The sequence below is a fragment of the Streptomyces sp. NPDC005195 genome, assembly GCF_040608315.1.
GTDB lineage: Bacteria > Actinomycetota > Actinomycetes > Streptomycetales > Streptomycetaceae > Streptomyces > Streptomyces kaempferi.
Genome location: NZ_JBEXHZ010000029.1, coordinates 64,530 through 85,440, shown reverse-complemented (window position 1 = coordinate 85,440; position 20,911 = coordinate 64,530). Strand labels below are relative to the sequence as shown.

General features: G+C 73.1%; 18 protein-coding genes and 1 pseudogene. 6 read left to right on the top strand and 13 right to left on the bottom strand.

Annotated elements, in window-relative coordinates; genetic code table 11:
- A partial coding sequence (gene infC / locus ABZV34_RS25795) for a translation initiation factor IF-3 (protein WP_356281090.1) occupies positions 1 to 608 on the bottom strand: 608 nt, incomplete at its 3' end.
- 355 nt (positions 609 to 963) lie between these two features.
- Here infC and ABZV34_RS25790 point away from each other — a divergent pair.
- Positions 964 to 1,320, top strand: a complete 357-nt coding sequence (locus tag ABZV34_RS25790) for a DUF1844 domain-containing protein (RefSeq protein ID WP_153291566.1) — start codon at positions 964 to 966, stop codon at positions 1,318 to 1,320.
- Between the two features lie 3 nt (positions 1,321 to 1,323).
- Here the strand turns inward: ABZV34_RS25790 and ABZV34_RS25785 are convergent, their stop codons facing one another.
- Positions 1,324 to 2,055, bottom strand: a complete 732-nt coding sequence (locus ABZV34_RS25785; RefSeq protein ID WP_356281086.1) for an SseB family protein — start codon at positions 2,053 to 2,055, stop codon at positions 1,324 to 1,326.
- A 149-nt stretch (positions 2,056 to 2,204) separates the two neighbouring features.
- Here ABZV34_RS25785 and ABZV34_RS25780 point away from each other — a divergent pair.
- A pseudogene (locus ABZV34_RS25780) lies at positions 2,205 to 3,164 on the top strand (serine hydrolase); the annotation flags it as partial.
- Between the two features lie 84 nt (positions 3,165 to 3,248).
- On the opposite strand, the gene mycP reads toward ABZV34_RS25780, so the two are convergent.
- Positions 3,249 to 4,457: a type VII secretion-associated serine protease mycosin gene (mycP, locus tag ABZV34_RS25775; protein ID WP_356281084.1), complete on the bottom strand. Its 1,209-nt coding sequence runs from the start codon at positions 4,455 to 4,457 to the stop codon at positions 3,249 to 3,251.
- Positions 4,454 to 6,001 (bottom strand): hypothetical protein, encoded by a 1,548-nt coding sequence (locus tag ABZV34_RS25770; RefSeq protein ID WP_356281081.1) that lies wholly within the window; start codon positions 5,999 to 6,001, stop codon positions 4,454 to 4,456. Before ABZV34_RS25770 ends, mycP begins: the two co-directional genes overlap by 4 nt.
- Positions 6,002 to 7,014: 1,013 nt before the next feature.
- Here ABZV34_RS25770 and ABZV34_RS25765 point away from each other — a divergent pair.
- Positions 7,015 to 8,217, top strand: coding sequence for an amino acid deaminase/aldolase (locus ABZV34_RS25765; protein WP_356281080.1), 1,203 nt, complete (start codon positions 7,015 to 7,017; stop codon positions 8,215 to 8,217).
- Between the two features lie 19 nt (positions 8,218 to 8,236).
- On the opposite strand, the gene ABZV34_RS25760 is transcribed toward ABZV34_RS25765, so the two are convergent.
- From ABZV34_RS25760 to ABZV34_RS25740, 5 genes are all read right to left on the bottom strand, one after another.
- A complete protein-coding gene (locus ABZV34_RS25760; protein ID WP_356281078.1) occupies positions 8,237 to 9,196 on the bottom strand; it encodes a DUF2510 domain-containing protein in 960 nt (319 codons plus the stop codon).
- Between the two features lie 42 nt (positions 9,197 to 9,238).
- On the bottom strand, positions 9,239 to 10,495 hold the full coding sequence (locus ABZV34_RS25755; RefSeq protein ID WP_356281075.1) for a haloacid dehalogenase-like hydrolase: 1,257 nt from the start codon (positions 10,493 to 10,495) through the stop codon (positions 9,239 to 9,241).
- Between the two features lie 24 nt (positions 10,496 to 10,519).
- Complete coding sequence (locus ABZV34_RS25750; RefSeq protein WP_356281104.1) at positions 10,520 to 11,275, bottom strand: 3-oxoacyl-ACP reductase; 756 nt, start codon at positions 11,273 to 11,275, stop codon at positions 10,520 to 10,522.
- Between the two features lie 77 nt (positions 11,276 to 11,352).
- Positions 11,353 to 12,768, bottom strand: coding sequence for an aldehyde dehydrogenase family protein (locus ABZV34_RS25745; RefSeq protein ID WP_356281072.1), 1,416 nt, complete (start codon positions 12,766 to 12,768; stop codon positions 11,353 to 11,355).
- An 8-nt stretch (positions 12,769 to 12,776) separates the two neighbouring features.
- Positions 12,777 to 14,147 (bottom strand): glutamine synthetase family protein, encoded by a 1,371-nt coding sequence (locus ABZV34_RS25740; protein WP_356281069.1) that lies wholly within the window; start codon positions 14,145 to 14,147, stop codon positions 12,777 to 12,779.
- A gap of 77 nt (positions 14,148 to 14,224) precedes the next feature.
- On the opposite strand from ABZV34_RS25740, the gene ABZV34_RS25735 reads away from it, so the two are divergent.
- Both ABZV34_RS25735 and ABZV34_RS25730 read left to right on the top strand, forming a co-directional pair.
- Positions 14,225 to 14,971: an FCD domain-containing protein gene (locus ABZV34_RS25735; protein WP_356281066.1), complete on the top strand. Its 747-nt coding sequence runs from the start codon at positions 14,225 to 14,227 to the stop codon at positions 14,969 to 14,971.
- A 108-nt stretch (positions 14,972 to 15,079) separates the two neighbouring features.
- Positions 15,080 to 15,763: a gamma-glutamyl-gamma-aminobutyrate hydrolase family protein gene (locus tag ABZV34_RS25730; protein ID WP_356281063.1), complete on the top strand. Its 684-nt coding sequence runs from the start codon at positions 15,080 to 15,082 to the stop codon at positions 15,761 to 15,763.
- Between the two features lie 217 nt (positions 15,764 to 15,980).
- Here ABZV34_RS25730 and ABZV34_RS25725 read toward each other — a convergent pair whose 3' ends face one another.
- Positions 15,981 to 16,964, bottom strand: a complete 984-nt coding sequence (locus ABZV34_RS25725) for a LysR family transcriptional regulator (RefSeq protein WP_356281060.1) — start codon at positions 16,962 to 16,964, stop codon at positions 15,981 to 15,983.
- Positions 16,965 to 17,034: 70 nt separating this feature from the next.
- On the opposite strand from ABZV34_RS25725, the gene ABZV34_RS25720 reads away from it, so the two are divergent.
- On the top strand, positions 17,035 to 18,159 hold the full coding sequence (locus ABZV34_RS25720) for a TDT family transporter (protein WP_356281057.1): 1,125 nt from the start codon (positions 17,035 to 17,037) through the stop codon (positions 18,157 to 18,159).
- Between the two features lie 501 nt (positions 18,160 to 18,660).
- Here ABZV34_RS25720 and ABZV34_RS25715 read toward each other — a convergent pair.
- The 3 genes from ABZV34_RS25715 to ABZV34_RS25705 all read right to left on the bottom strand — a co-directional run bounded on the left by ABZV34_RS25715 (position 18,661) and on the right by ABZV34_RS25705 (position 20,682).
- Complete coding sequence (locus ABZV34_RS25715; RefSeq protein ID WP_356281101.1) at positions 18,661 to 19,014, bottom strand: hypothetical protein; 354 nt, start codon at positions 19,012 to 19,014, stop codon at positions 18,661 to 18,663.
- Between the two features lie 198 nt (positions 19,015 to 19,212).
- Positions 19,213 to 19,974 carry a helical backbone metal receptor gene (locus ABZV34_RS25710; RefSeq protein ID WP_356281054.1) on the bottom strand — a complete coding sequence of 254 codons (762 nt, stop codon included), beginning with the start codon at positions 19,972 to 19,974 and terminating at the stop codon, positions 19,213 to 19,215.
- 126 nt (positions 19,975 to 20,100) lie between these two features.
- A complete protein-coding gene (locus tag ABZV34_RS25705) occupies positions 20,101 to 20,682 on the bottom strand; it encodes an XRE family transcriptional regulator (RefSeq protein WP_356281052.1) in 582 nt (193 codons plus the stop codon).
- Between the last annotated feature and the right edge of the window lie 229 nt (positions 20,683 to 20,911).

Sequence of the window (20,911 nt, the reverse complement as noted above, 5' to 3'; positions counted from 1 at the left end):
CGACCGGGGTTGGCCTTCGCTTCGGCCTTGCGAGCCGCCTGGGCCTCACGGGCCTCGGCCATCGCCTCGGTCTTCTTCTTGTGCGGACCGAGAACCATGATCATGTTTCGGCCGTCCTGCTTCGGGTTCGACTCGATGAACCCGAGGTCCTCGACGTCCGAAGCCAGACGCTGCAGCAGTCGGTAGCCGAGCTCCGGCCTGGACTGCTCGCGACCGCGGAACATGATCGTGATCTTGACCTTGTCGCCCTGCTTGAGGAACCGGACGACGTGACCCTTTTTGGTGTCGTAGTCGTGCGGGTCGATCTTCGGCCGGAGCTTCATTTCCTTGATGACCGTGTGCGCCTGGTTCTTGCGCGCCTCACGGGCCTTCATGGCCGACTCGTACTTGAACTTCCCGTAGTCCATGAGCTTGCAGACCGGCGGGCGTGCGCTCGCCGCCACCTCGACCAGGTCGAGGTCGTACTCCTGCGCAAGCTCCAGGGCCTTGGCAAGCGGAACAATCCCGACCTGCTCGCCGCTGGGACCGACAAGTCGCACTTCGGGAACGCGAATCCGGTCGTTGATGCGGGGCTCGGTGCTGATGGATCCTCCTCGGTAGCACCACACGGCGGTCTGGCGGACAGCCGTGTATGTCTCTGATGACAGTGGACCAACCACCGCGGCACATGAAAAATGCCCCGACGGGACACAGGCGGGGCTCCATGAATTACCGGAGCACCGCCGCGGTCAACCGCGGGGCGCACTTTCGGACGACTCCACCGTCCGTACGGAACGGTGGTGGCCGTCTGACCGGGTGACCTGCCGTCCCGGAGGACAGTCAGGTGGGAGATCGGAGCCTCCACTTGTGGGCCGAGCACATACATGCCCGGCCGGTCGTTACACAAGGTTAGCAGCTTGGGCCGATATCGGCTAACCGAGGCCAACTGGGGCCGGGAACCGCCCGGGACCTATCGTGTGGGGCATGAGTGACACCCCTCCCCAGAACCCCGACTTCGACAGCATGACCCGCGACATCGCCGAGGTCCCCGCGGTCGAGGTCCTCGTGACGGTCGCGGTCAACCTGATGAGCGCCGCCGCCGTGAAGCTCGGTCTGACCGAGGAGGGCGACAAGTACAAGGACCTCGACGAGGCCCGCAAGCTGATCCACGCGCTGGCCGGGCTGCTCGACGCGAGTGCCACCGAGATCAGCTCCTTCCACGCGTCCCCGCTGCGCGACGGCCTGAAGTCGCTCCAGCTGGCGTTCCGCGAAGGGTCCCTCGTCCCGGACGAGCCCGGCCAGGGCCCGGGCGAGAAGTACACGGGTCCCGTCTACGGCTAATCCCTAAGAACGTACGTACAAGGGCTCGCCCGGTGGCGTCGTCCCGGCCGGCAGCAGTGCCAGGTCGAGGCCGCGCACCAGGCGGGCCCTCAGTGTCTCGTCGGCGGCGAGCCGCCCCGCGAGCGCGCGGGCGGCCTCGCCCGGTGCCGCTGACGCGTCCAGGACGAGTGCGAGGGTGCCGTCCGCGTGGCCGGGGCCGAGGTGGGCGCGCACGACGGCGGGCTCGGCGGCCACCGCGGCGCGTACCGCCTCGACCACGGCGGGATCGGCGAGCGGGTCCGCCGTCGTGCGCCCCTCGGCGAGCGCCAGCAGCGCGGAACCGGTCAGCTCGTAGGTGACGGGGCCGGCCAGGTCGAGAACCAGCGTGTCGGCCTTCTCGTGCGCGGCCGCCTGCAGGGCCTGGTGCAGGGGGACCGCGACCGGGCGCGCCGCGGGGTCCCAGCGCGCCAGCGTCTCGGTGGACGTGAAGGCGGGCAGGGCCGTACGGCCTCCGGCCCTCAGGGTCGGCACCGCCATGTCGCTGGTCTTCTCGTGACGCAGTCCGTTCCCGTCCTCCTCCACCTCGCCGAGGACGGCCACGACGGGCACCAGCAGCCGGGCGCCCTCGAGCGCCTCCAGGACGGGCCCCACGGCGGTGCGGTCCTCGGCCCAGGCCGCGAGCGCCGCACTCAGCCGGGGATCGGCGGAGCCGTCGTCGTCGGGGAAGCCGGAGTCGGGAATGTTCTTGTTCGCCACGGTCCCCGACCCTATCGGGGGGATGCCGCCGCGCTGATGCGGCCCCGGAAACCCGGTGGTGACGGCTCTCACCCGATTCTCAGGTCTCGCTGACACGGCTCTCACGCACGCCCAACGCCGGGCACAGCCGGGGCCCCGAGCATCGCGGGATGGCCCCTCACCGAGCTCGTCGGCGGCGCACCCGCCCCTCCGGACACAGGACCCTCCTCTGCGCGGCGGTCGCCTCCGCCGTGCTCGTGGGCGGTACGGCGGCCGGAACCGTGTACGTGAAGGCACAGGCGCACGACCGGGGTGGCCTCGTATCCTCCTCCTCGGCGGCGTCCGGCGCGTCGCCGGCGGCATCGGAACCGACGAGCGGGGAGACATCGGTGGAACCCGTCACGGAGCCCTCGGTGGACCGCGCCGCGCTGCTCGCCGAGGGGATGCGGGCCGTGACCGTGGCGCCCGGCGTCAAGGTGTCGGTCGCGGTGCTCGACCTGGACTCCGGTGAGAGCGCCGCGTACGGCGGTGGAAGCTTCGACACCGCGAGCATCGTCAAGGTCGACATCCTGGCGACGCTGTTGCTCCAGGCGCAGGACGCGGACCGGCGTCTGACGGCCCAGGAGAAGACGTACGCCACCGCGATGATCACGAACAGTGACAACGCGTCCGCGTCCGCCCTGTGGGACGCCATCGGGCGGGCGGACGGTCTCGACGCGGCGAACGACCGCTTCGGCCTGCACGGCACCGAGGGCGGGGACGGCGCGCTGTGGGGGCTGACCCAGACCACGGCCGCCGATCAACTGGCCCTTCTCCAGCAGGTGTTCGGGGACGACTCACAGCTCGCCGAGGCCTCGCGGACGTATCTCCAGGGCCTCATGGGCGAGATCGCCGCCGACCAGCGGTGGGGGGTCTCGGCGGCGGCCGACGGCTCCGGGTGGGCCCTGAAGAACGGGTGGCTGCCGCGCAGTACGACCGGGTTGTGGGACGTCAACAGCGTCGGGCGGATCACCGCCGGCGGCCACGACTATCTGGTGGCGGCCCTGTCCGACGGCAACTCGACCGAGGCGCGGGGGATCTCGCTGGTGGAGGCCGCGGCGCGGGCGGCGGTCTCCGCGTTCTCCGCCACCTGAGTCCGCGGAGCGGCGCTTCGGCAGCCGCTTGAGCAGCATGTTCACCTTCAGCTGCGCGCCTGCTCTCCCCGAAGGAGCGCCTCAGCCCCGGCCCCTGGAGCGGCGTCTCAGCCCCTGGCGCGGCGCCTCGCTCCCGCGGCCCCTCCACAGCAGCACCGCCGCGGCCAGCAGGGCCACACCGGTTCCGCCCGCCGCCGGACCCACCCAGCCGGAGGCCCCGTGGTCCTCCCGGGGTGCGTCGGGGCCCGCGCCGAAGTACTTCCTGCCGTACGCCGCGGCGTGCAGGTCCTCCCCCTTGAGCCGCCCCGCCGCCTGGATGGCGGCCGCGGGGTCGATGAAACCGAAGCCGCGGGAGTCGTCACGGCCGCCGCTGGGAGCGTTGCGGGCGGTGTCCTCCAGGAGCTTCTTGATCTGCGCCGGGGAAAGGCCCGGGTGGGCGGCCTTGATGAGCGCGACCGCGCCGGAGACGAAGGCGGAGGCGGCACTGGTGCCCCAGCCCTCGTAGTACCGGTCGTCCGGGTCGGCGATGACGACGTCGACACCGGGAGCGCTGACGGTGGCGTACCAGCGGCGGGTGGAGAACGACGCGTGGGTGCCGTAGCGGTCGACGGCCGCGGCGGCGATCACACCCGGGTAGGCCGCCGGGTAGGAGATGTGGTCGCCCTTCTCCCCGCCGTTGCCCGCCGAGGCGACCACGACGGCGCCCTTCTTCAGGGCGTACTGGACGGCGGCGTCCTCGGCGGGCTCGGGGTGGGCGGACTTGGAGTCGTCGCCCAGGGAGAGGTTGATGACGTCGGCGCCGTGGTCGGCGGCCCAGCGGATGCCCTCGGCGAGGGCGTTGCCGCGGGTGCTGCGTGCTCTCGTACGGGAGGAGTCGCCGTCCTCGAGGATGACGCGGACGGGGAGGATCTTCGCCTCGGGGGCTATGCCTAGGACACCGTCGCCCCTGCCCGCGCCGTGTCCGTGGCCCGCGATGATGCCCGCCATGGCGGTGCCGTGCCGGGCCCACGCGCGCTGACCGCGGTGCGCTCCGAAGCCGACCATGTCCTTGCCGGGAAGGATGTTGCCGGCCAGGTCCGGGTGCTGGTCGTCGACGCCCGTGTCGAGGACCGCCACCGTGATGCCGCTGCCCTTCGTCGTGCGCCAGGCCTGCTGGGTGTGCATGGCGTCGAGGGCCCACTGCTGGGCCCGTATGCCGTCGGCGTACGCGGTGGTGGACGGGGACAGCGTGAGGGACGCGGCCAGCAGGACACCGAGGAGCGCGGCCCGGCGGGTGGGGGTGCGGGTCATGACGGCTTCTCCGAGGCCGAGCCGACGGTTCTGCGCAGGCTTCGCTCGACGCGGTCGGCGAGGCCCTGCGCGTCGTTGCCGAGACCGGCCTGGGCCGGGGCCGTCGTCACACCGGGCCTCACGGCGTCCGCGGCGGGCTGCGGGGCGGTGACGACACGTCCGTCGGCGAAGCCGGAGACGGCGTAGACGACGACGGGGGCGTCGGTGAGGACGGACACCGTCCAGGACGCGCGCTGGGCGTCGCCGAAGCCGGCGGCGACGGTGCCCTTGACGGCGTAGGGACGGGGCATCAGGTCGGTGCGCCGGTCGAGTCCCTGCTGCTGGAAGCGGGCCTTCAGGGAGGTCATGGCCGCCGCGTCCGTGTTGGTGAACAGCAGCCCCACGGTGGTGATCTGACTGTGTGTCACATCGGTGTAGGTGGCGCGCAGCAGCCGCAGGCAGCCGACCGGAGCCAGGACCTGGCGCAGGAGCGGGTCGAAGGCGTTCGCGCAGTCGCTGTCCGGGGCCACGGCGATACGGGTCCAGGTGCGGTCGGCGCCGCCGGGTCCGGCGCCCTGGCCGTCGACGGTGGGCGGGAAGAGCTGGTCCACGGGCACGCTGTGCCACAGGCCGGCCGCCGCCGCGAACGAGCTGAGCGCGCCGTCCGCGCCCGCGCTGTCCCCGGTGAGCCAACTCCCGGTCACCGCACCGCCGATGAGCCCGAGGCCCAGCACGAGGCAGGCCGCGGTCGCGACGAGCCGGGGACGGGTACGGGCGGCGCGGACGGGGACGGTACGCAAGCGTGTGGTGGCCTGGTCGAGGGGGTCATAGGTGTCGAAGGAGTCGAAGGAGGTGAAGCCGTTGTTGGTCTCGGGTTCCGCGAACGACACGTAGGGGCGTCCGGTGCCCGGCGCCGGGCTTGCGGGGGTGGGGGGTTCGGCGGTCGTACCCCCCGGGTTGGACCGCAGCCGTCCGGTCGTCTCCGTGATCCCGTCGTCGGGCACGCCGGACCGCCGGGCGGCGGGTGGCGCGTCGGGGAAACGGGCGGAGGCCGGGGGCGGGGGCGGGTTCGTGGGAGCGGTACGGCGGCCGGGGACGCGCGGGTGGGCGGGCTCGTGGTGCGGGGCCGGGGCGCGCGGCGGTTCGGGGGTGCGGGTGACGCTCGGCGCGGAAGCAGACGGGGACGCGGACGGTGCCCCCGCCGGGGAGGACTCGGTGGGCCCCGCGCCTCCTGTGGACCCGTCGGAGGCCAAGGGCCCTGAGGACCCCGCGGACTCGGGGGACAGGGAGGACCCCGAGGCCGAGGCCGAGGTCGCCCAGGAAGGTTGCGTCTCCTGGAAGGGCCGGAAGGGGCGTGACGGCGTACGGGATCCGCCGTCCGCGTGCGGGCCGGTGTCCTTGGAGGCGTCGGACGCCCGCGCGCGACGGACGTCGGGCGCCTCGTCGACGGCGGAGCCACCCGGTGCCTGTCCCCAGGAGTCCTCGCCGGGGCGCGGGACGGTCGTCGCCGCAGGCGGTTCCCCGGGGCTGGGCAGCGACCAGGGCTCACCGCCGACGGGTTCCACCGGACGGGGCCGCCAAGTGGCGCCCGTGGGAGGGTGATCGGGGCGGGGCGGCACAGCGGGCCCCGTCTCGGGAGACCGCTCGGGCCATGGCGGGGCCGCCGGACGCCGTGGCATCGTCTCCCCTCCGGTGGGAGAGGTCCCGGACCCGTGCGGGGCCACCGGACGGCCGGGCCCCGCGTCACCCCGCGCGTCGGCGGTCACGGAACGAGGGGGCGTCGCCGGCCGGGGCGGCGCCGTGTCCGCCCGCGCCGGGAACCGCTCGGTCCTGGACGGGGCGGCGTCCTGGCTCTCCGAGGGACGCTCGGCACGTCCCGGTCGCGCGGGCCGGAAGAACCCGGCGTCACCTTGCTCCGGCGACCACTGCGGACGGGAGGGCCCGGCGTCGCTCGCGGGGCTCTCGAGGCTCGCGGAGCTATCGGGGTCGTGCTCGGGACGGCGGTCCCGGGGCGTGCGTCGGAAGAATCCCGTGTCATCCGGCCCGGACGGCCGTTCCGTGCGGGAGGCCGGTGCGGTCGGCGGGCGGTGTGCCGCGGTGCCGTCGTCCGTGCGGGACCCCGCCTCTCGGTGAGGCGGGGTCCCTCCGTCTGTCGCCGTGCCCTCGGGAGATCCCGTCCCCTCGGGAGTCCGGTCCCCCTCGGCGGACCGGCCCGTGGCGGGCGGCTGTTCCGGGTGGGGTGGGACGGCCGGGCGCGGCGGGAGGGAGGCACGACGCGCTTCCGTGCTCATGCACCCCCCGTTTCCTCGTACCCGGGCAACCGATCCGGCCCGGAGTCCGCCGGGCCGTCCACCTGTACGTAAGGGACCACCCCGGCGACTCATCCGTCACGGGACACGCATACCCGCGCCGACGGACCGTCATCCCGGGCAGGCGCCGCCCGGACAAGGTCGTTCGCCCCTCGTTCGCGTCACTCTACGGGTTGACGTGGGCCTGAAGGGAACCAGTCCGAGACCCCGGGGCATCTGCCCGGAACGTCCCCCTACCCTGCGGTAATCGAGTCTGGCAGGCTTCGCTCATGACTGCCCGCGCCGCAGACCGGGCCCGCTACGACCGGGCCACCGCTCACCTCGACGCCCCCCTCGCGATCGTGGACCTGGAGGCCTTCGACGCGAACGCGGACGACCTCGTCCGCAGGGCGGGCGGAAAGCCGATCCGGGTCGCCAGCAAGTCCGTACGCTGCCGCGCCCTGCTCGAACGCGTCCTCGCCCGGGACGGCTTCGCGGGGATCATGTCCTTCACCCTCGCGGAGTCGATCTGGCTGGCCCGCTCCGGTTTCGACGACGTCCTGCTCGCCTACCCGTCGGTGGACACCGCGGGGTACGCGGAACTGACCGGCGACCCCAAGCTCGCCGCCGCCGTCACCGTCATGGTCGACGACCCCGCCCAGCTCCGGCTCATCGACGGGGCCCGCCGGGGCGGCACCGAAACCGTGCGGGTCTGCCTGGAGTTGGACACCTCGCTCAAGCTGCTCGGCGGCCGGGTCCGGGTCGGGGCGCTGCGCTCGCCGCTGCACTCGGCCGAGCAGGTCGCCGGGATGGCGGAGGCAGTCGTCGGCCGGCCCGGCTTCGAGCTGGTGGGGATCATGGCGTACGAGGGCCACATCGCGGGCGTCGGCGACGCCGTCGCGGGGCGGCCCTTCCGCTCGCGCGCCGTCAGGCTCATGCAGGCCACCGCCCGCAAGGAGCTCACGCGACGGCGCGCCGAGGTCGTCCGCGCGGTGCGGGCGGTGGCGCCCGGCCTGGAGTTCGTCAACGGCGGGGGCACCGGCAGTGTGCAGCAGACGGCCGCCGAGGACGCGGTGACCGAGGTCGCGGCGGGCTCCGGGCTCTACGTTCCTCGCCTGTTCGACAACTACACGTCCTTCAGCGGACGTCCGGCCGCGCTCTTCGCGCAGCCCGTCGTACGCCGTCCGGGCGTCGGGGTCGTCACGGTGCTGGGCGGCGGCTATCCGGCCTCGGGGGCGCCGGGCGCCGACCGGCTCCCGGTCCCCCACCTTCCGGAAGGGCTGCGCTACGACCCCCAGGAGGGGCCGGGCGAGGTGCAGACCCCGCTGCTCGGCTCCCCCGCGGACGACCTGCTCATCGGGGACAAGGTGTGGTTCCGGCACGCCAAGGCCGGGGAGCTGTGCGAGCGGTTCGACGCGCTGCACCTGGTGGAGGGCGACGAGGTGACGGCGACCGTCCCGACGTACCGCGGAGAGGGCCGGACCTTCCTCTGAGGCGCGCGGCGCGGGGCCGCTACCGGGAGGAGCCGATGCTGCTGCCCACTCCCCCGCCGGTGTCCGTGTCGCCCGTCGGCCGGATCCCCTCGGTGATGCGGTCCATGTCGGCGAGCGGCGGTCCCTCGGCGCCGGCGTCGAAGGCGAAGCGGACGATGACGGGAGACTCCGAGCCCACGCTGGAGGCGAACGCCAGCGACTCGACGTATCCGCCCGGTCCCACCCCGGTCCTGACCCGCCAGCGCACCAGGTATCCGGCGCGGCCCGCGACGGCGACGGAGCCCGCCTTCAGCAGCCGGTGGGACGTGACGCCCCGGTAGGGGCGGCCGCCGAGGACGTCGCGGTCGTAGGCGGTGTTCGCGGCGTCGTCGATGTCCTGCTCGGCGAGGGCCTTCGGGGAGCGTTCGGCGTTCGCCGTGACGGTGCGCGAGGCGACCCGGCCGTGGCGGCACAGGCCGGGGTCGCCGGGGCAGTCGTACGTTCCGGGGGTGGTCATCACGACGTCGTCCTCGGCGACGTCGACGGGTTGGACCCAGCCCTCGGGCAACGGCAGCGTGATGCCGTTGAGCTCGTCCACGGCGACGGACGGGGCGCCGGAGCGCGGCGCGGAGGGGCTCGGTGCTGAGGAGGAGGCGCCGGTCGGGGAGAGCGCCGCCGACGGTGTGGAGGGTGTGCCGGACGGTGTGGTGCGTGCCGCCGCGGCGCTTCCGCCGCCGCCGTCGTCGTTCCGGCCGAGGACGAGGACGCCCGTGACGATCGAGGCGACCAGGACGGCTCCGGCGATTCCGGCGGCGACGAGTGCCACGGCCCTGGCACGGCCGGAGCCGGGGCGGGGGGCCGCCGGTTCCGGTGGGCCGAGGGGCGGCGGGACGATCCCGGGCCGCCTCCGGTGATCGGTCCACGCGGTGCCGTCCCACCAGCGCTCGACGAGCGGGTACGACGGGTCGCGGTACCAGCCGGGCGGGGGTGTCATGCTCATCCCGGCACTCTAGGACGCGCCCCGAACGTCAGTACATGGTGCTCAGTGCACGGTGTCCTTCTGGTCGGGTACGACCGAACCGTCGCCCCTCAGGACGGGTTCCCTGCCGCCGTCGGTCGCGTTGTAGGCGCTCGTCGAGCACGGGTACGGCTCCGGCCTGCGCGGCAGCGGCTCGATGAACATGGGGTTGACCAGCCAGCGGCCGTCGGCGTCGTCGTAGGCCCGGCACATGAGTTCGCTCTTGTTGCGGTTGAGCACGAGATGCGCGCCGGTGGCGTCCCCGACGAAAGTGACGTCGGTGTCGGCGTCGCCGGCCGCGAGCGCGACGCGGTGGCGCGGGTCCTGCCGCTCCCAGGCCGCGGCGCCGTGGACACCGTAGATCTCCTGGTTGATCCAGCAGCGCTTGCCGTCGATGTAGGGGATGGCCTCGCCGCGGGTCGCCGGTACACCGCCGCAGCCCTGGTTCCAGGGAGTGATCCGCCCGTGCCGGTCGAGGACGGACCGGATGGCGATCGTGTGCCGCGCGTCGACACCGACGCCGCGCGACCAGACCTCGGTGACCGGTTCGGAGCCCGCCGAGACGATGTAGACGTCGAATCCGGCCCGTTGCAGGGTACGGATCAAGTCACGTTGCCGGGCGTAGTAGCGGACGTACGCCGGGAGGGTGTGCGTGCCCACCGTGCCGGTCGAACCGACGGGCGCGGCCAGGGCCTCGGTACGGGCACGGCGGGCGTAGGAGGTCAGCTCGGCGACGGTGTGTCCGGCGAGGAGCTGGGGCACCCAGGCGTACTGGGGGACGGTGCGCCGGCGGTTCCAGTCCCCGGCGAAGGCGGCGGCGCCGCCCATGGTCCGCCCGGTCTCGCGGATCTCCAGGATCTCGTCGGCGCAGCGGGGGCCGGCCGAGGTGGGGAGGGGAGCGCCCACGGGGGTGGCGGTGCCGCAGGCGGTGGTCAGTGCCCGGTCGGCCGCGTCGGTGAGCCACTCGCTGGTGTCCTTCCAGCGCGCCGGGCGCAGGATCCGGTCGTGCCGCAGGATCCAGGCGAGGGTGGCGTCGGTGACGTCGTTCTTGGTGACCGTGTTGTCCCAGTCGAACGCGGCGACGGGGGTGTTCCCGCTCCCGGAGCAGGTGCCCCGCGTGTCGATCAGACGTTGCAGGCGGGCGCGGTTGTCGCCGTACCAGCTTCCGGAGAGCCGCGGACAGCCGGGGCGGGGCCCGGCGGGGACGGGGGCCGCGGCCGCCGGGGTGGCGGCCGCGACCAGGGCCCATACGAGAGCGGCACGGACGGATCGGAATCGCATGGGTCGTGCATACACCGGCGCGGTCTACAGGGGCGTGACGTACGCGCCCGAGATCCCTCCGTCGACCAGGAAGTCGGAGGCGTTCACGAAGGAGGAGTCGTCGCTGGCGAGGAAGGCGACCGCCGCGGCGATCTCCTCGGCCTCGGCGAACCTGCCGACCGGGATGTGGACGAGACGGCGCGCGGCGCGCTCGGGGTCCGTGGCGAACAGCTCCCGCAGGAGCGGGGTGTTGACCGGTCCGGGGCACAGGGCGTTGACCCGGATGCCTTCGCGGGCGAACTGCACACCCAGCTCGCGGGACATGGCCAGTACGCCGCCCTTGGAGGCCGTGTACGAGATCTGGGAGGTCGCCGCGCCCATCCGGGCCACGAAGGACGCCGTGTTGATGATGGAGCCCCTGCCCTGGCGGCGCATGTAGGGGATCGCTGCCTTGCAGCACAGGTAGACGGAGGTGAGGTTGACCTCCTGGACGCGCTTCCAGGCCTCCAGGCCGGTGTCCAGGATGGAGTCGTCGTCGGGCGGCGAGATGCCCGCGTTGTTGAAGGCGATGTCGACCGAGCCGTAGGTGTCGTGCGCCGTCCTGAAGAGCGCCTCGACCTGCTCGGGGTCGGTGACGTCGACCTTGACGAAGATCCCGCCGACCTCGTCGGCGGCGGCCTTGCCGCGGACCTCGTCGACGTCGCCGCAGACGACGTGGGCGCCCTCGGAGGCGAGCCGGCGGGCGGTGGCGAGTCCGATGCCGCTGCCGGCGCCGGTGATGACGGCGGTGCGGCCGACCAGGCGGCGGCAGACGTTCCCTGCGGTGGCTTCGGTCGCTTCGGTACCTGTGGTGGCTTCGGTACCTGCGGTGGCTTCGGTCACTGTGCGGGGCCCTCCGTGCTGATGAAGACGTTCTTGGTTTCGGTGAAGGCGGTGAGCGCGTCCGGGCCGAGCTCGCGGCCGATCCCCGACTGCTTGAAGCCGCCGAAGGGGGTCCAGTAGCGGACGCTGGAGTGGGAGTTGACGGACAGGTTGCCGGCGCGGACGGCTCCGGAGACGCGCAGCGCCCGCCCGACGTCACGGGTCCAGATGGAGCCGGCGAGACCGTATGCGGTGGCGTTGGCGAGCCGGACCGCGTCCGCCTCGTCCTCGAAGGGCAGGACCACGGCGACCGGGCCGAAGACCTCCTCGACGGCCACCCGGGCGTGCGGTTCGACGTCGGTGAGGACCGTGGGCGGGAACCAGAAGCCGGGGCCCTCGGGGGCCTTGCCGCGGATCCCGGGAAGGCCGGCCGGGACGTACGACCGGACGCGCTCCAGCTGCGCCCGCGAGATCAGCGGGCCCATCTGCGTCGCCTCGTCGGACGGGTCGCCCACCACGACGGACTCGATCGCCGGGGCGAGGAGCCCGAGGAAGCGCTCGTACACGGAGCGCTGGACGAGGATGCGGGTGCGGGCGCAGCAGTCCTGGCCGGAGTTGTCGAGGAAGGACATGGGGGCGGCTGCCGCGGCGGCCTCGATGTCGGCGTCGGCGAAGACGATGTTGGGGCTCTTGCCGCCGAGCTCCAGGGTGACGCGTTTGAGGAGAGCCGCACCCTTCGCCAACACTTGTTTGCCCACGCTCGTGGACCCCGTGAAGACGATCTTCGCGACGCCGGGGTGCTCGACCAGCGCGTTGCCTGCGACGGGGCCCGCTCCGGGAAGCACCTGCAGAAGGTGCTCCGGAAGACCCGCTTCCAGGGCGAGTTCGGCCAGCCGCAGTGCGGTCAGGGGGGTCGTCTCGGCGGGCTTGAGAACGACCGCGTTGCCGGCCGCGAGCGCGGGGGCGGTGCCCCAGGCCGCGATCGGCATCGGGAAGTTCCAGGGAGCGATGACGCCCACGACACCGAGGGGTTCGAGGAGGGTGACGTCGAGGCCGCCCGGGACCGGGATCTGACGGCCGGTCAGCCGTTCCACTCCCCCGGCCGCGTAGTCGAGCAGATCGCGGACGTTGCCCGCCTCCCAGCGGGCGTTGCCGAGGGTGTGCCCGGCCTCGCGGACCTCCAGCCGGGCGAGTTCCTCACGGTGTTCGTCGACGACGACGGCGAACCGGCGCAGGAGCCGGGCCCTGTCACCGGGTGCCAGCGCGGCCCACCGGACCTGCGCCCGGCCCGCCCGCAGGACGGCGGCGTCCACGTCGGCCTTGGTGGCGGCCGGGACGGTGGCGACGACCTCCTCGGTGGCCGGGTCGAGCACGTGGAGCTCATGGACGACGTCGAGTTGCGACTCGTGCGACTCGTGCGACTCGTGCGACAAGAAGGACCTCACATACGTTCGAAGGAGCGGCGCAGCTCCCAGTCGGTCACCGCGGCGTCGAAGGCCTCCAGCTCGACGCGCGCCATGTTGCGGTAGTGCGCGACCACCTCGTCGCCGAAGGCGGCCCGCGCGATGGGGCTGTTCTCCCAGAGCTCGGCGGCCTCGCGCAGGGTGGTCGGCACGTGCTCGTACGCCGAGGTGTAGGCGTTCCCGGTGCACGGCTCGGGCAGTTCGAGCTTGTGCTCGATGCCGTACAGGCCGGCCGCGACGAGCCCGGCGACGGCCAGGTGCGGGTTGACGTCACCGCCGGGCAGCCGGTTCTCGAAGCGCATCGAGCGGCCGTGACCGACGACGCGCAGGGAGCATGTGCGGTTGTCGTACCCCCAGGCGACGGCGGTCGGCGCGAAGGAGCCGGGCTGGAAGCGCTTGTACGAGTTGATGTTGGGCGCGTAGAGGAGGGAGAAGTCCCTGAGCGCGGCGAGCTGTCCGGCGAGGAACCGGCGCATGGTCTCGGACATGCCGCCGGGGTCCTGGGCGGTGCCCGCCATCACGTTCGTCCCGTCGGCGTCCGCGAGCGAGAGGTGGATGTGGCAGGAGTTGCCCTCGCGCTCGTCGTACTTCGCCATGAAGGTGAGCGAGACGCCCTCCTGGGAGGCGATCTCCTTGGCGCCCGTCTTGTAGACGGCGTGCTGGTCGCAGGTGACGAGGGCCTCGTCGTACTTGAAGGCGATCTCGTGCTGGCCCGGGTTGCACTCGCCCTTGGCGGACTCGACGGTGAGGCCCGCGGCCTGCATCTCGTTGCGGATGCGGCGCAGCAGCGGCTCGATGCGCCCGGTCCCCAGCACCGAGTAGTCGATGTTGTACTGGTTCGCCGGGGTGAGGCCCCGGTAGCGCGCGTCCCAGGCCTGCTCGTAGGTGTCCTTGAAGACGATGAACTCGAGTTCGGTGCCGACCTGGGCGGTCAGGCCCCGTTCGGCGAGCCGGTCGAGCTGGCGGCGCAGGATCTGGCGTGGGGCCGCCACCACCGGCGAACCGTCGTTCCAGGCGAGGTCGGCGATGAGCAGGGCCGTGCCCGCGTTCCAGGGGACGCGCCGCAGGGTGCGGGGGTCGGGGTGCATGGCGAAGTCACCGTAGCCCCGCTCCCACGAGGACATGGCGTAGCCGTCGACGGTGTTCATCTCGGTGTCGACGGCGAGGAGGTAGTTGCAGCCCTCGGTGCCGTGTTCGAGGACCTCCTCCAGGAAGAAGCGCGCGGCGAACCGCTTGCCCTGGAGGCGTCCCTGCATGTCGGGGAAGGCCAGGACGACGGTGTCGATCTCGCCGCCCGCGACGAGGGCGCGCAGTTCCTCGACAGCGAGCGGGGGTGTGCGGTCTGCCACCGGAATAGCCTCCTTGGGTCAGCCGAGAGCCATAAGGTATTGCCGCGTACCATTGCTTGGGAAGGGGGCACGACCAGATGACGCAGGCGGGTCCTGACCGTGGTCCGGGAGGCGCGGGCGACGGGCTGGCGCCGGTGCTGCGCCCGGTGCGGGCGGGCAACGGTTTCGAGGAGGCACTGGAGCAGATCCTCCAAGTGGTCCGGCTCGGCCTGGTGCCGGGCGGCGAACGGCTGCCCTCCGAACGGGAGCTGGCGGAGCGGCTCGGGATCAGCCGGGTGACCCTGCGCGAGGTGCTGAAGGTGCTGCAGGACCAGGGTCTGGTCGAGTCGCGGCGCGGCCGGTACGGCGGCACCTTCGTCCGGCCGAAGGACACGGCACCCGGCCAGGACGAACTGCGCCGCCGGATCAGCGGGGTCGACATCGAGGACGTACTGCGCTTCCGGGAGGTGCTGGAGGTGGGGGCGGCCGGACTGTGCGCCGCGCACGGGCTCGACGACGACCGGGCCGGCCGGCTGCGCGAGGCGCTCGCCCGCACCCATGACGCGCCGCTCGCCGACTACCGCCGCCTGGACACGATGCTCCATCTCACCCTCGCGGAGCTGGCCGGCTCCCCGTCGCTGACGGCCCAGTACGCGGCCGTCCGCGCGTCCGTCAACGACCTGCTCGACTGCATCCCGCTCCTGGTACGCAACCTGGAGCATTCCCAGCGTCAGCACACCGCGCTGGTCGAGGCGGTGCTCGACGGGGACGCGGACGGAGCACGGGAGATGATGCGCGAGCACTGCGCGGGAACGGCCGCGCTGCTGCGGGGCTTCCTGGCGTGAGCGGCGGGTGGCGCGGTGCCGGTGTGATGCCGCCGCCCGGCCCTCGCGGGTGAGAGCATCCGCCAAAGGCATGTTTTTGATCCATTGAATTCGGACAGGGAGCGCAGAGTGGGCAGCAGACCGCTGATCGGCGTGAGCACGTATCTGGAGTCCGGGGCGCGCTGGGGCGTGTGGGAGCTGGAGGCCGTGCTGCTGCCGGCCGGCTATCCGCGGCTGGTCCAGCGGTCCGGGGGGCTCGCCGCGCTGCTGCCGCCGGACGAGCCCTCGGTGGCGGCCTCGGCGGTCGCCCGACTCGACGCGCTCGTGGTCGCGGGCGGCCCGGACGTCGACCCGGTCCACTACGACGCCGAGCGCTCCCCGCGCACGGGTCCGCCGACTCCCCGGCGCGACGCCTGGGAACTCGCCCTGATCCGGGCCGCGCTGGACGCCGGAACCCCGCTCCTGGGCATCTGCCGGGGCATGCAGCTCCTCAACGTCGCCCTCGGCGGCACACTCGTCCAGCACATCGAGGGCCACGTGAAGGACGTCGGGGTCTTCGGCCGGCACGACGTGACACCCGTGCCGGGCACGCTCTACGCGGAGATCGCGCCGGAGTCCTGCGCCGTGCCGACCTACCACCACCAGGCGGTGGAGCGTCTCGGCCAGGGCCTGACAGCGTCGGCGCACGCCGCGGACGGCACGGTCGAGGCGATCGAACTCCCCCGCCCCGACTGGGTGCTGGGCGTGCAGTGGCACCCGGAGATGGGCGAGGACCTCCGGGTCGTACGGGCGCTGGTACGAGCCGCGTCCTGAGCCGAGGCCGGACGGGCCCGGCCGCGCACCGCCTCCCTGAACCGGCGTCGTACGGGCGCTCCCGCGAACCGGCCTCCCCGAACCGACACCGCACGGGCGCTCCCGCGAACCGCCTCCCCCAACCGTCCGAGCTCGGCGGCACCCTCGTAACGCCACCGCCCGACGCGCTTCCGGCACCCCACCGGCACCCTGCCGGCGACCCGCGCGGCAGCCGGGGCTACACCCCGCGCGTCAGCGACAGCAGGTCGCGTGCCGGGCCCGTGGGGCGGTGGCCCGTGGGCCACACCGCCCGAAGGGCCCTGCGCAGCTCGACGCCGGAGAGCGGGACGCTCACCAGACGGTGGGTGGCGAGTTCCTCGCCGAGGGCCAGTTCGCTCAGGACGGCTGGGCCCGCGCCGCTCACCGCGGCGGCCTTGACCGCCGTCGTCGAGGACAGCTCGATCAGGGGCCGGGCCAGACCCCCCAGCGCCGCGTCGAGCACCTGGCGGGTGCCCGAGCCCTCCTCCCGCAGGATCAACGGGGTCGCCGCGAGCTCGGACCCCTCCAGCGGTGCCCGGCGCCGTGCCCACGGGTGTCCCGGCGACGTCACCACGATCAGCCGGTCGTGCGCGATGACCGTGGAGTCCAGCCCGGCGGGAACCGAGAGTCCCTCCACGAAACCCAGGTCGGCCTCGCCCGTGAGGAGGCGTTCGGCGACGGCGGTGGAATTGCCCGCGAGCAGGGACACCGCCGTGTCCGGACGCTGCCCGCGCAGCGCGATCAGCCAGCCCGGCAGCAGGTACTCGGCGATCGTCATGCTCGCCGCCACCCGCAGTCGCGAGTCGCGCCGGTCCCGCAGCGCCTGTGCCCCCGCGTCGAACACCTCGGCCGCCTCCACGACCCGCCGCGCCCAGTCCGTGACCAGCGCGCCGGCGTCCGTGAGACGGGAACCCCGGGGGGAGCGGTCGACGAGCGCCACGCCCAGCTGCCGTTCCATGGAACGGATCCGGCTGCTGGCCGCGGGCTGCGTGATCCCGAGCTCCCGCGCGGCCCGTCCGAGGCTCCCGAGCCGGGCCACCGCGAGCAGCAGCTCCAGCGCCCCGAGATCGGGTACCCGGTGCGCGATCCCGACCGCGGCCGGCCCACCGGCGCCCCGGCCCCTGACCGGTTCACCGGCCTGTGCCGCCCTGCCGTCCGTCGGTTCCTCCGCGCTCGCACCCATAAAGCCAGCTTATGCCCCCATAGACCGGTACTCCCTGGCGGGGAACCCGTACCGGCGGGACCGTGGAGCCATGGTCACCGCAGCCCATCCCGTCCTCCCGCTCACCGCCGCCGGAACCCGGCGCCCGCGCGCCGCCGCCGTCCGCCATCTCGGCCCGAACTGGTACGCCTCGGTCATGGGCACGGCGATCGTGGCCACCGCGGGGGCCGGACTCCCCGGCACCGTCCCGGGTCTGCGGACCTTCTGCCTCGTCGTCTGGGCGCTCTCGGCCGTCCTGCTCATCACCCTGCTCGGCGCCCGCGCCCTGCACTGGACGCACCATCGCGACCAGGCCCGCGCCCACCTCCTCGACCCGGCCATGGCCCCCTTCTACGGCTGCCTCGCGATGGCCCTGCTGGCGGTGGGCGGCGCCACGCTCGTCGTGGGCCGGGACTGGATCGGCGTCCCCGCCGCGGTCGCCGTGGACGCGGTGCTGTTCGCAGGAGGAACGGTGGCCGCCCTCGCGGCCGCCCTGGCCGTCCCCTACCTGATGATCGTGCACCACCGCATCCGCCCCGACCAGGCAACTCCCGTCTGGCTGCTCCCCCTCGTCGCGCCCATGGTCTCCGCCGCCGTCGGACCGCTGCTGGTCCCGCACCTCCCGCCGGGGCAGGCCCGCGAGGCCCTGCTCCTCGGCTGCTTCGCGCTTTTCGGGCTCAGTCTGCTGGCCACCTTCCTGATGCTGCCGGTGATCTTCGCCCGGCTCCTCACCGGGGGGCCGCTGCCGCTCGCCCTCACCCCCACGCTGTTCCTCGTCCTCGGTCCGCTCGGTCAGTCCACGACCGCCACCGGCAAGTTCGCCGACTTCGCGCCGGGGGTCGTACCGGCCCCGTACGACCAGGGCTTCGCCCTCCTGGCGGTGCTCTACGGGGTTCCCGTCATGGGCTTCGCGCTGCTGTGGCTCGGGCTGGCGGCCGCGATGGTGGCACGGGCCCGCCGCCGGGGCATGGGGTTCTCGATGACGTGGTGGGCGTTCACCTTCCCCGTGGGGACCTGCGTCACCGGCGCCGAGTCGCTGGCCCGGCACACCGGTCTCCTCGCTTTCGACGGAATCGCCGTCGCCCTGTACGCACTCCTGGTCGCCGCATGGGCCGTGGCCGCCGTCCACACCCTGCGGGGCGTGGTCAGCGGGGCGCTGCTCGCAACGCCTCGATGAAAGCAGCCTCTTGGGTCGCGTCTTCAGCGCGGGAAGCGGGATCGCATGACGTGGATCAAGCCCTCATTGCGCTCAGGGGCAGCGGCTGGTCCGTAGGAACGGTGGCTTGATCCAAGTGAAGGCGTGTTCACCAACCTCCTGCGACTGTGGGGTTGTGGCAGCCACGGCACCGGAAGCCGATGTCTGGTCTCGTCCCGGACAGTTCTTGGAAGGAGAGAGGGCCGGCCCAGTCGCTACAGGGCGTCGAACGGGGGAACGATGCGGACGATGATGATGAGTGGGGCGCGCGGGGCCACGAGGAAGCAGAACCAGCCGCCGGCCGCGTCCATACGACGTAGGCCGCCCGGTCTTGGGCCGTTGCCGGGATCACTGACGTCGATTCCCGTACTGGCGAGCTCGACGAGTTGGCCGACCAGGCTTCGACTTCCGCCACGACGTGGGCCGGGAGGCCGCCTGCCACGTGGTCGTGATCAGGGCCGTATTCCCAGCGCCAGTCCGGACTCACCCGGTCGAGAGACCGACGGCCGCGTGGGCTTCGTCGAGAAGTCGTCCGATCTCGGCGGCGGCGTGTCGTGCCTGTGGGGCGTCGCCCGCTTCGGCGGTGCTCTCCCAGCGGCGGAAATCCGCTGCCAGACTGGGCTGACGCTGGATGTGGACGTAGACGGCCCACTGGGTGACGAATCGCCGGAGAGGGGCAGCATCGGAGCCCTGCCGGGACTGGTCGGCCGCTTGGTCCAGCTCCCGGGTGAAGGCGGGGAGCGAGGCGGGCGCGATCTGACTGATGGCCTGCCGTAGCGTGGCGACCGTTGCAGGCGGCTGCGGGATGAGCGGTTGCTCAGCGGCTGGGGTGGTCACGGCTGCTCCCATGGACGCGATTCTGTCCCACGCCTCAGCCTGGTGGGCAGGAGCATTTTCGCTTCCGCCCGAACGAGTGAGGGAGAAGCGATTCAGCTGTCGCCCCGACCGGCCCCGGGGGCGCAAGTTTCCGTGAGGCTGGAGTCGCCTGTTCCCGTGAGGCCTGATGATCACGACAGGTGGACGATCGGCGTTGTGCTACATCCCTTTGGCATCTCCTGGCGCTGCTCGCAGCGCCCCGCCGAGTACCCCCGGCGCCCGCGCCAGCGACGGCCCGTACCAGGTCAGATGCCGTCCGTCGACCAGGGCACAGGGCACGTCCCCGAAGGCCTCGGGGCCGTCGTCGGGGGTGAAGCGGTACGGCTCGTCGGGCAGCACCACCAGTTCCGGGGCCGCCGCGCGGAGCTCGGCGAGAGGGATACGGGGATAGCGGTCCTCATGCCCCGCGTACACGTTGTCGACGCCCAGGCGCGCCAGGACGTCCCCGGCGAAGGTGTCGCGGCCGAGGACCATCCAGGGGCGCCGCCAGATCGGCACGATCGCGGCCGTCCGGTGCTCCGGGGCGGGCAGTCCGGCCCAGGCCGACTCCGCATCGTCGAGCCAGCGGGGCCGGGTCCGCGCCCCGCACGCCGTCAGCACCCGGTCGAGTTCCCGGAGCGCTCCCGGTACGTCCCTGACCTCCGTGACCAGCACCTCGATCCCCGCCGCGCGCAGGGCGTCCAGATCGGGGCCGCGGTTCTCCTCCTCGTTGGCCACCACCAGGTCGGGACCGATCCCCACGATCCGCTCGACCCGGGGACTCTTGGTGCCGCCGACCCGGACGACGTCGAGGTCCGGCGGATGGCTGCACCAGTCCGTCGCGCCGGCCAGGGCGCCGGGGACGGTGACCGCGACGGCCTCGGTGAGCGAGGGCACGAGCGACACGACCCGTGGTGCGCCGGTGCTCGTCGTCCCGGTCATGGGCGCGTCCCCCCTGCCGTGACCAGCGGGGGCGAGGTGACGGCAGCGATTTCGACGACGTGACGGGAGGTCCCGGACATGGCGCCAGTATCGCAGTGGCCCCCGGCCCGGATCCGCGCGGGCGGGTCAGCGCCTGCCGAAGCCGTGGTGCTCCTCCACCGCCTCGATGTGGTCGGCGACCTCGACGACGATCACCCGGGTGTCCGGCACGGTGGCCCGCCACCGATGGCGCACTCCGCCCGTGAGGTACAGCGTGTCGCCGCGCCCCAGACGGTGCGCGCGGCCCTCGGCCTCGACCTCGACGGCGCCGTCGGCGACGTACATCAACTTGTCGTTGCGGTGCTGGAGTTCGCGGCCCTCCTCGTGGTCACCGACGAACTCCGTGGCGTGCAACTGGTGGTGACCGCGCACCAGGGGGCGCGTGCGGGCTTCGGAAGCGCAGCCGGCACCGTCGTCGGCGCGCACGACATCGACACTGCACGCCGGGTCGGCCGCGGCGAGCAACTCGACGGCCGTGGTGCCCAGCGCGTCGGCGACCCTCTCCAGGGAGCTACGGCTCGGTCTGGCCCGCTCGTTCTCCACCTGACTGAGGAACGGGACCGACAGGCCGCTGCGCGCGGCCACGACCGCGAGGGTGAGCTCCAGTGCCCGGCGCCGCCGCCGGACGGCCGCGCCCACCCGAAGGGGTTGTTCTTTGTGGTCGCCCATCGCTCCGGCTCCCTCCCACGCGTCGTCGGTCCACCGCTTCGGTCCACGCCTCGGGCCCCTTGCCCCTGAAGAGTTGTTTGCACCCTACGCATGTTCGGCAAACCGTTTCATGCGGCCGTCATATCGCCGTCATGTCAGGGGAGGGCGAGGGTCACAATTCGCGCCAACAGCCGAGTTGCCCCGCCTCCCCCGGCACCGCGGCCGCCCTCCGGACGAAAGGGCTGACCAG

What these genes read in the sequence shown, in the direction of transcription:
- ABZV34_RS25765 (WP_356281080.1), top strand. Translation starts at nt 7,015, where the DNA reads ATGACTGCCCGCGCCGCAGACCGGGCCCGCTACGACCGGGCCACCGCT.
- ABZV34_RS25710 (WP_356281054.1), bottom strand. Translation starts at nt 19,974, where the DNA reads ATGACCGGGACGACGAGCACCGGCGCACCACGGGTCGTGTCGCTCGTG.
- ABZV34_RS25725 (WP_356281060.1), bottom strand. Translation starts at nt 16,964, where the DNA reads ATGGGTGCGAGCGCGGAGGAACCGACGGACGGCAGGGCGGCACAGGCC.
- mycP (WP_356281084.1), bottom strand. Translation starts at nt 4,457, where the DNA reads ATGACCCGCACCCCCACCCGCCGGGCCGCGCTCCTCGGTGTCCTGCTG.
- ABZV34_RS25755 (WP_356281075.1), bottom strand. Translation starts at nt 10,495, where the DNA reads ATGCGATTCCGATCCGTCCGTGCCGCTCTCGTATGGGCCCTGGTCGCG.
- ABZV34_RS25720 (WP_356281057.1), top strand. Translation starts at nt 17,035, where the DNA reads ATGGTCACCGCAGCCCATCCCGTCCTCCCGCTCACCGCCGCCGGAACC.
- ABZV34_RS25735 (WP_356281066.1), top strand. Translation starts at nt 14,225, where the DNA reads ATGACGCAGGCGGGTCCTGACCGTGGTCCGGGAGGCGCGGGCGACGGG.
- ABZV34_RS25705 (WP_356281052.1), bottom strand. Translation starts at nt 20,682, where the DNA reads ATGGGCGACCACAAAGAACAACCCCTTCGGGTGGGCGCGGCCGTCCGG.
- ABZV34_RS25790 (WP_153291566.1), top strand. Translation starts at nt 964, where the DNA reads ATGAGTGACACCCCTCCCCAGAACCCCGACTTCGACAGCATGACCCGC.
- ABZV34_RS25760 (WP_356281078.1), bottom strand. Translation starts at nt 9,196, where the DNA reads ATGAGCATGACACCCCCGCCCGGCTGGTACCGCGACCCGTCGTACCCG.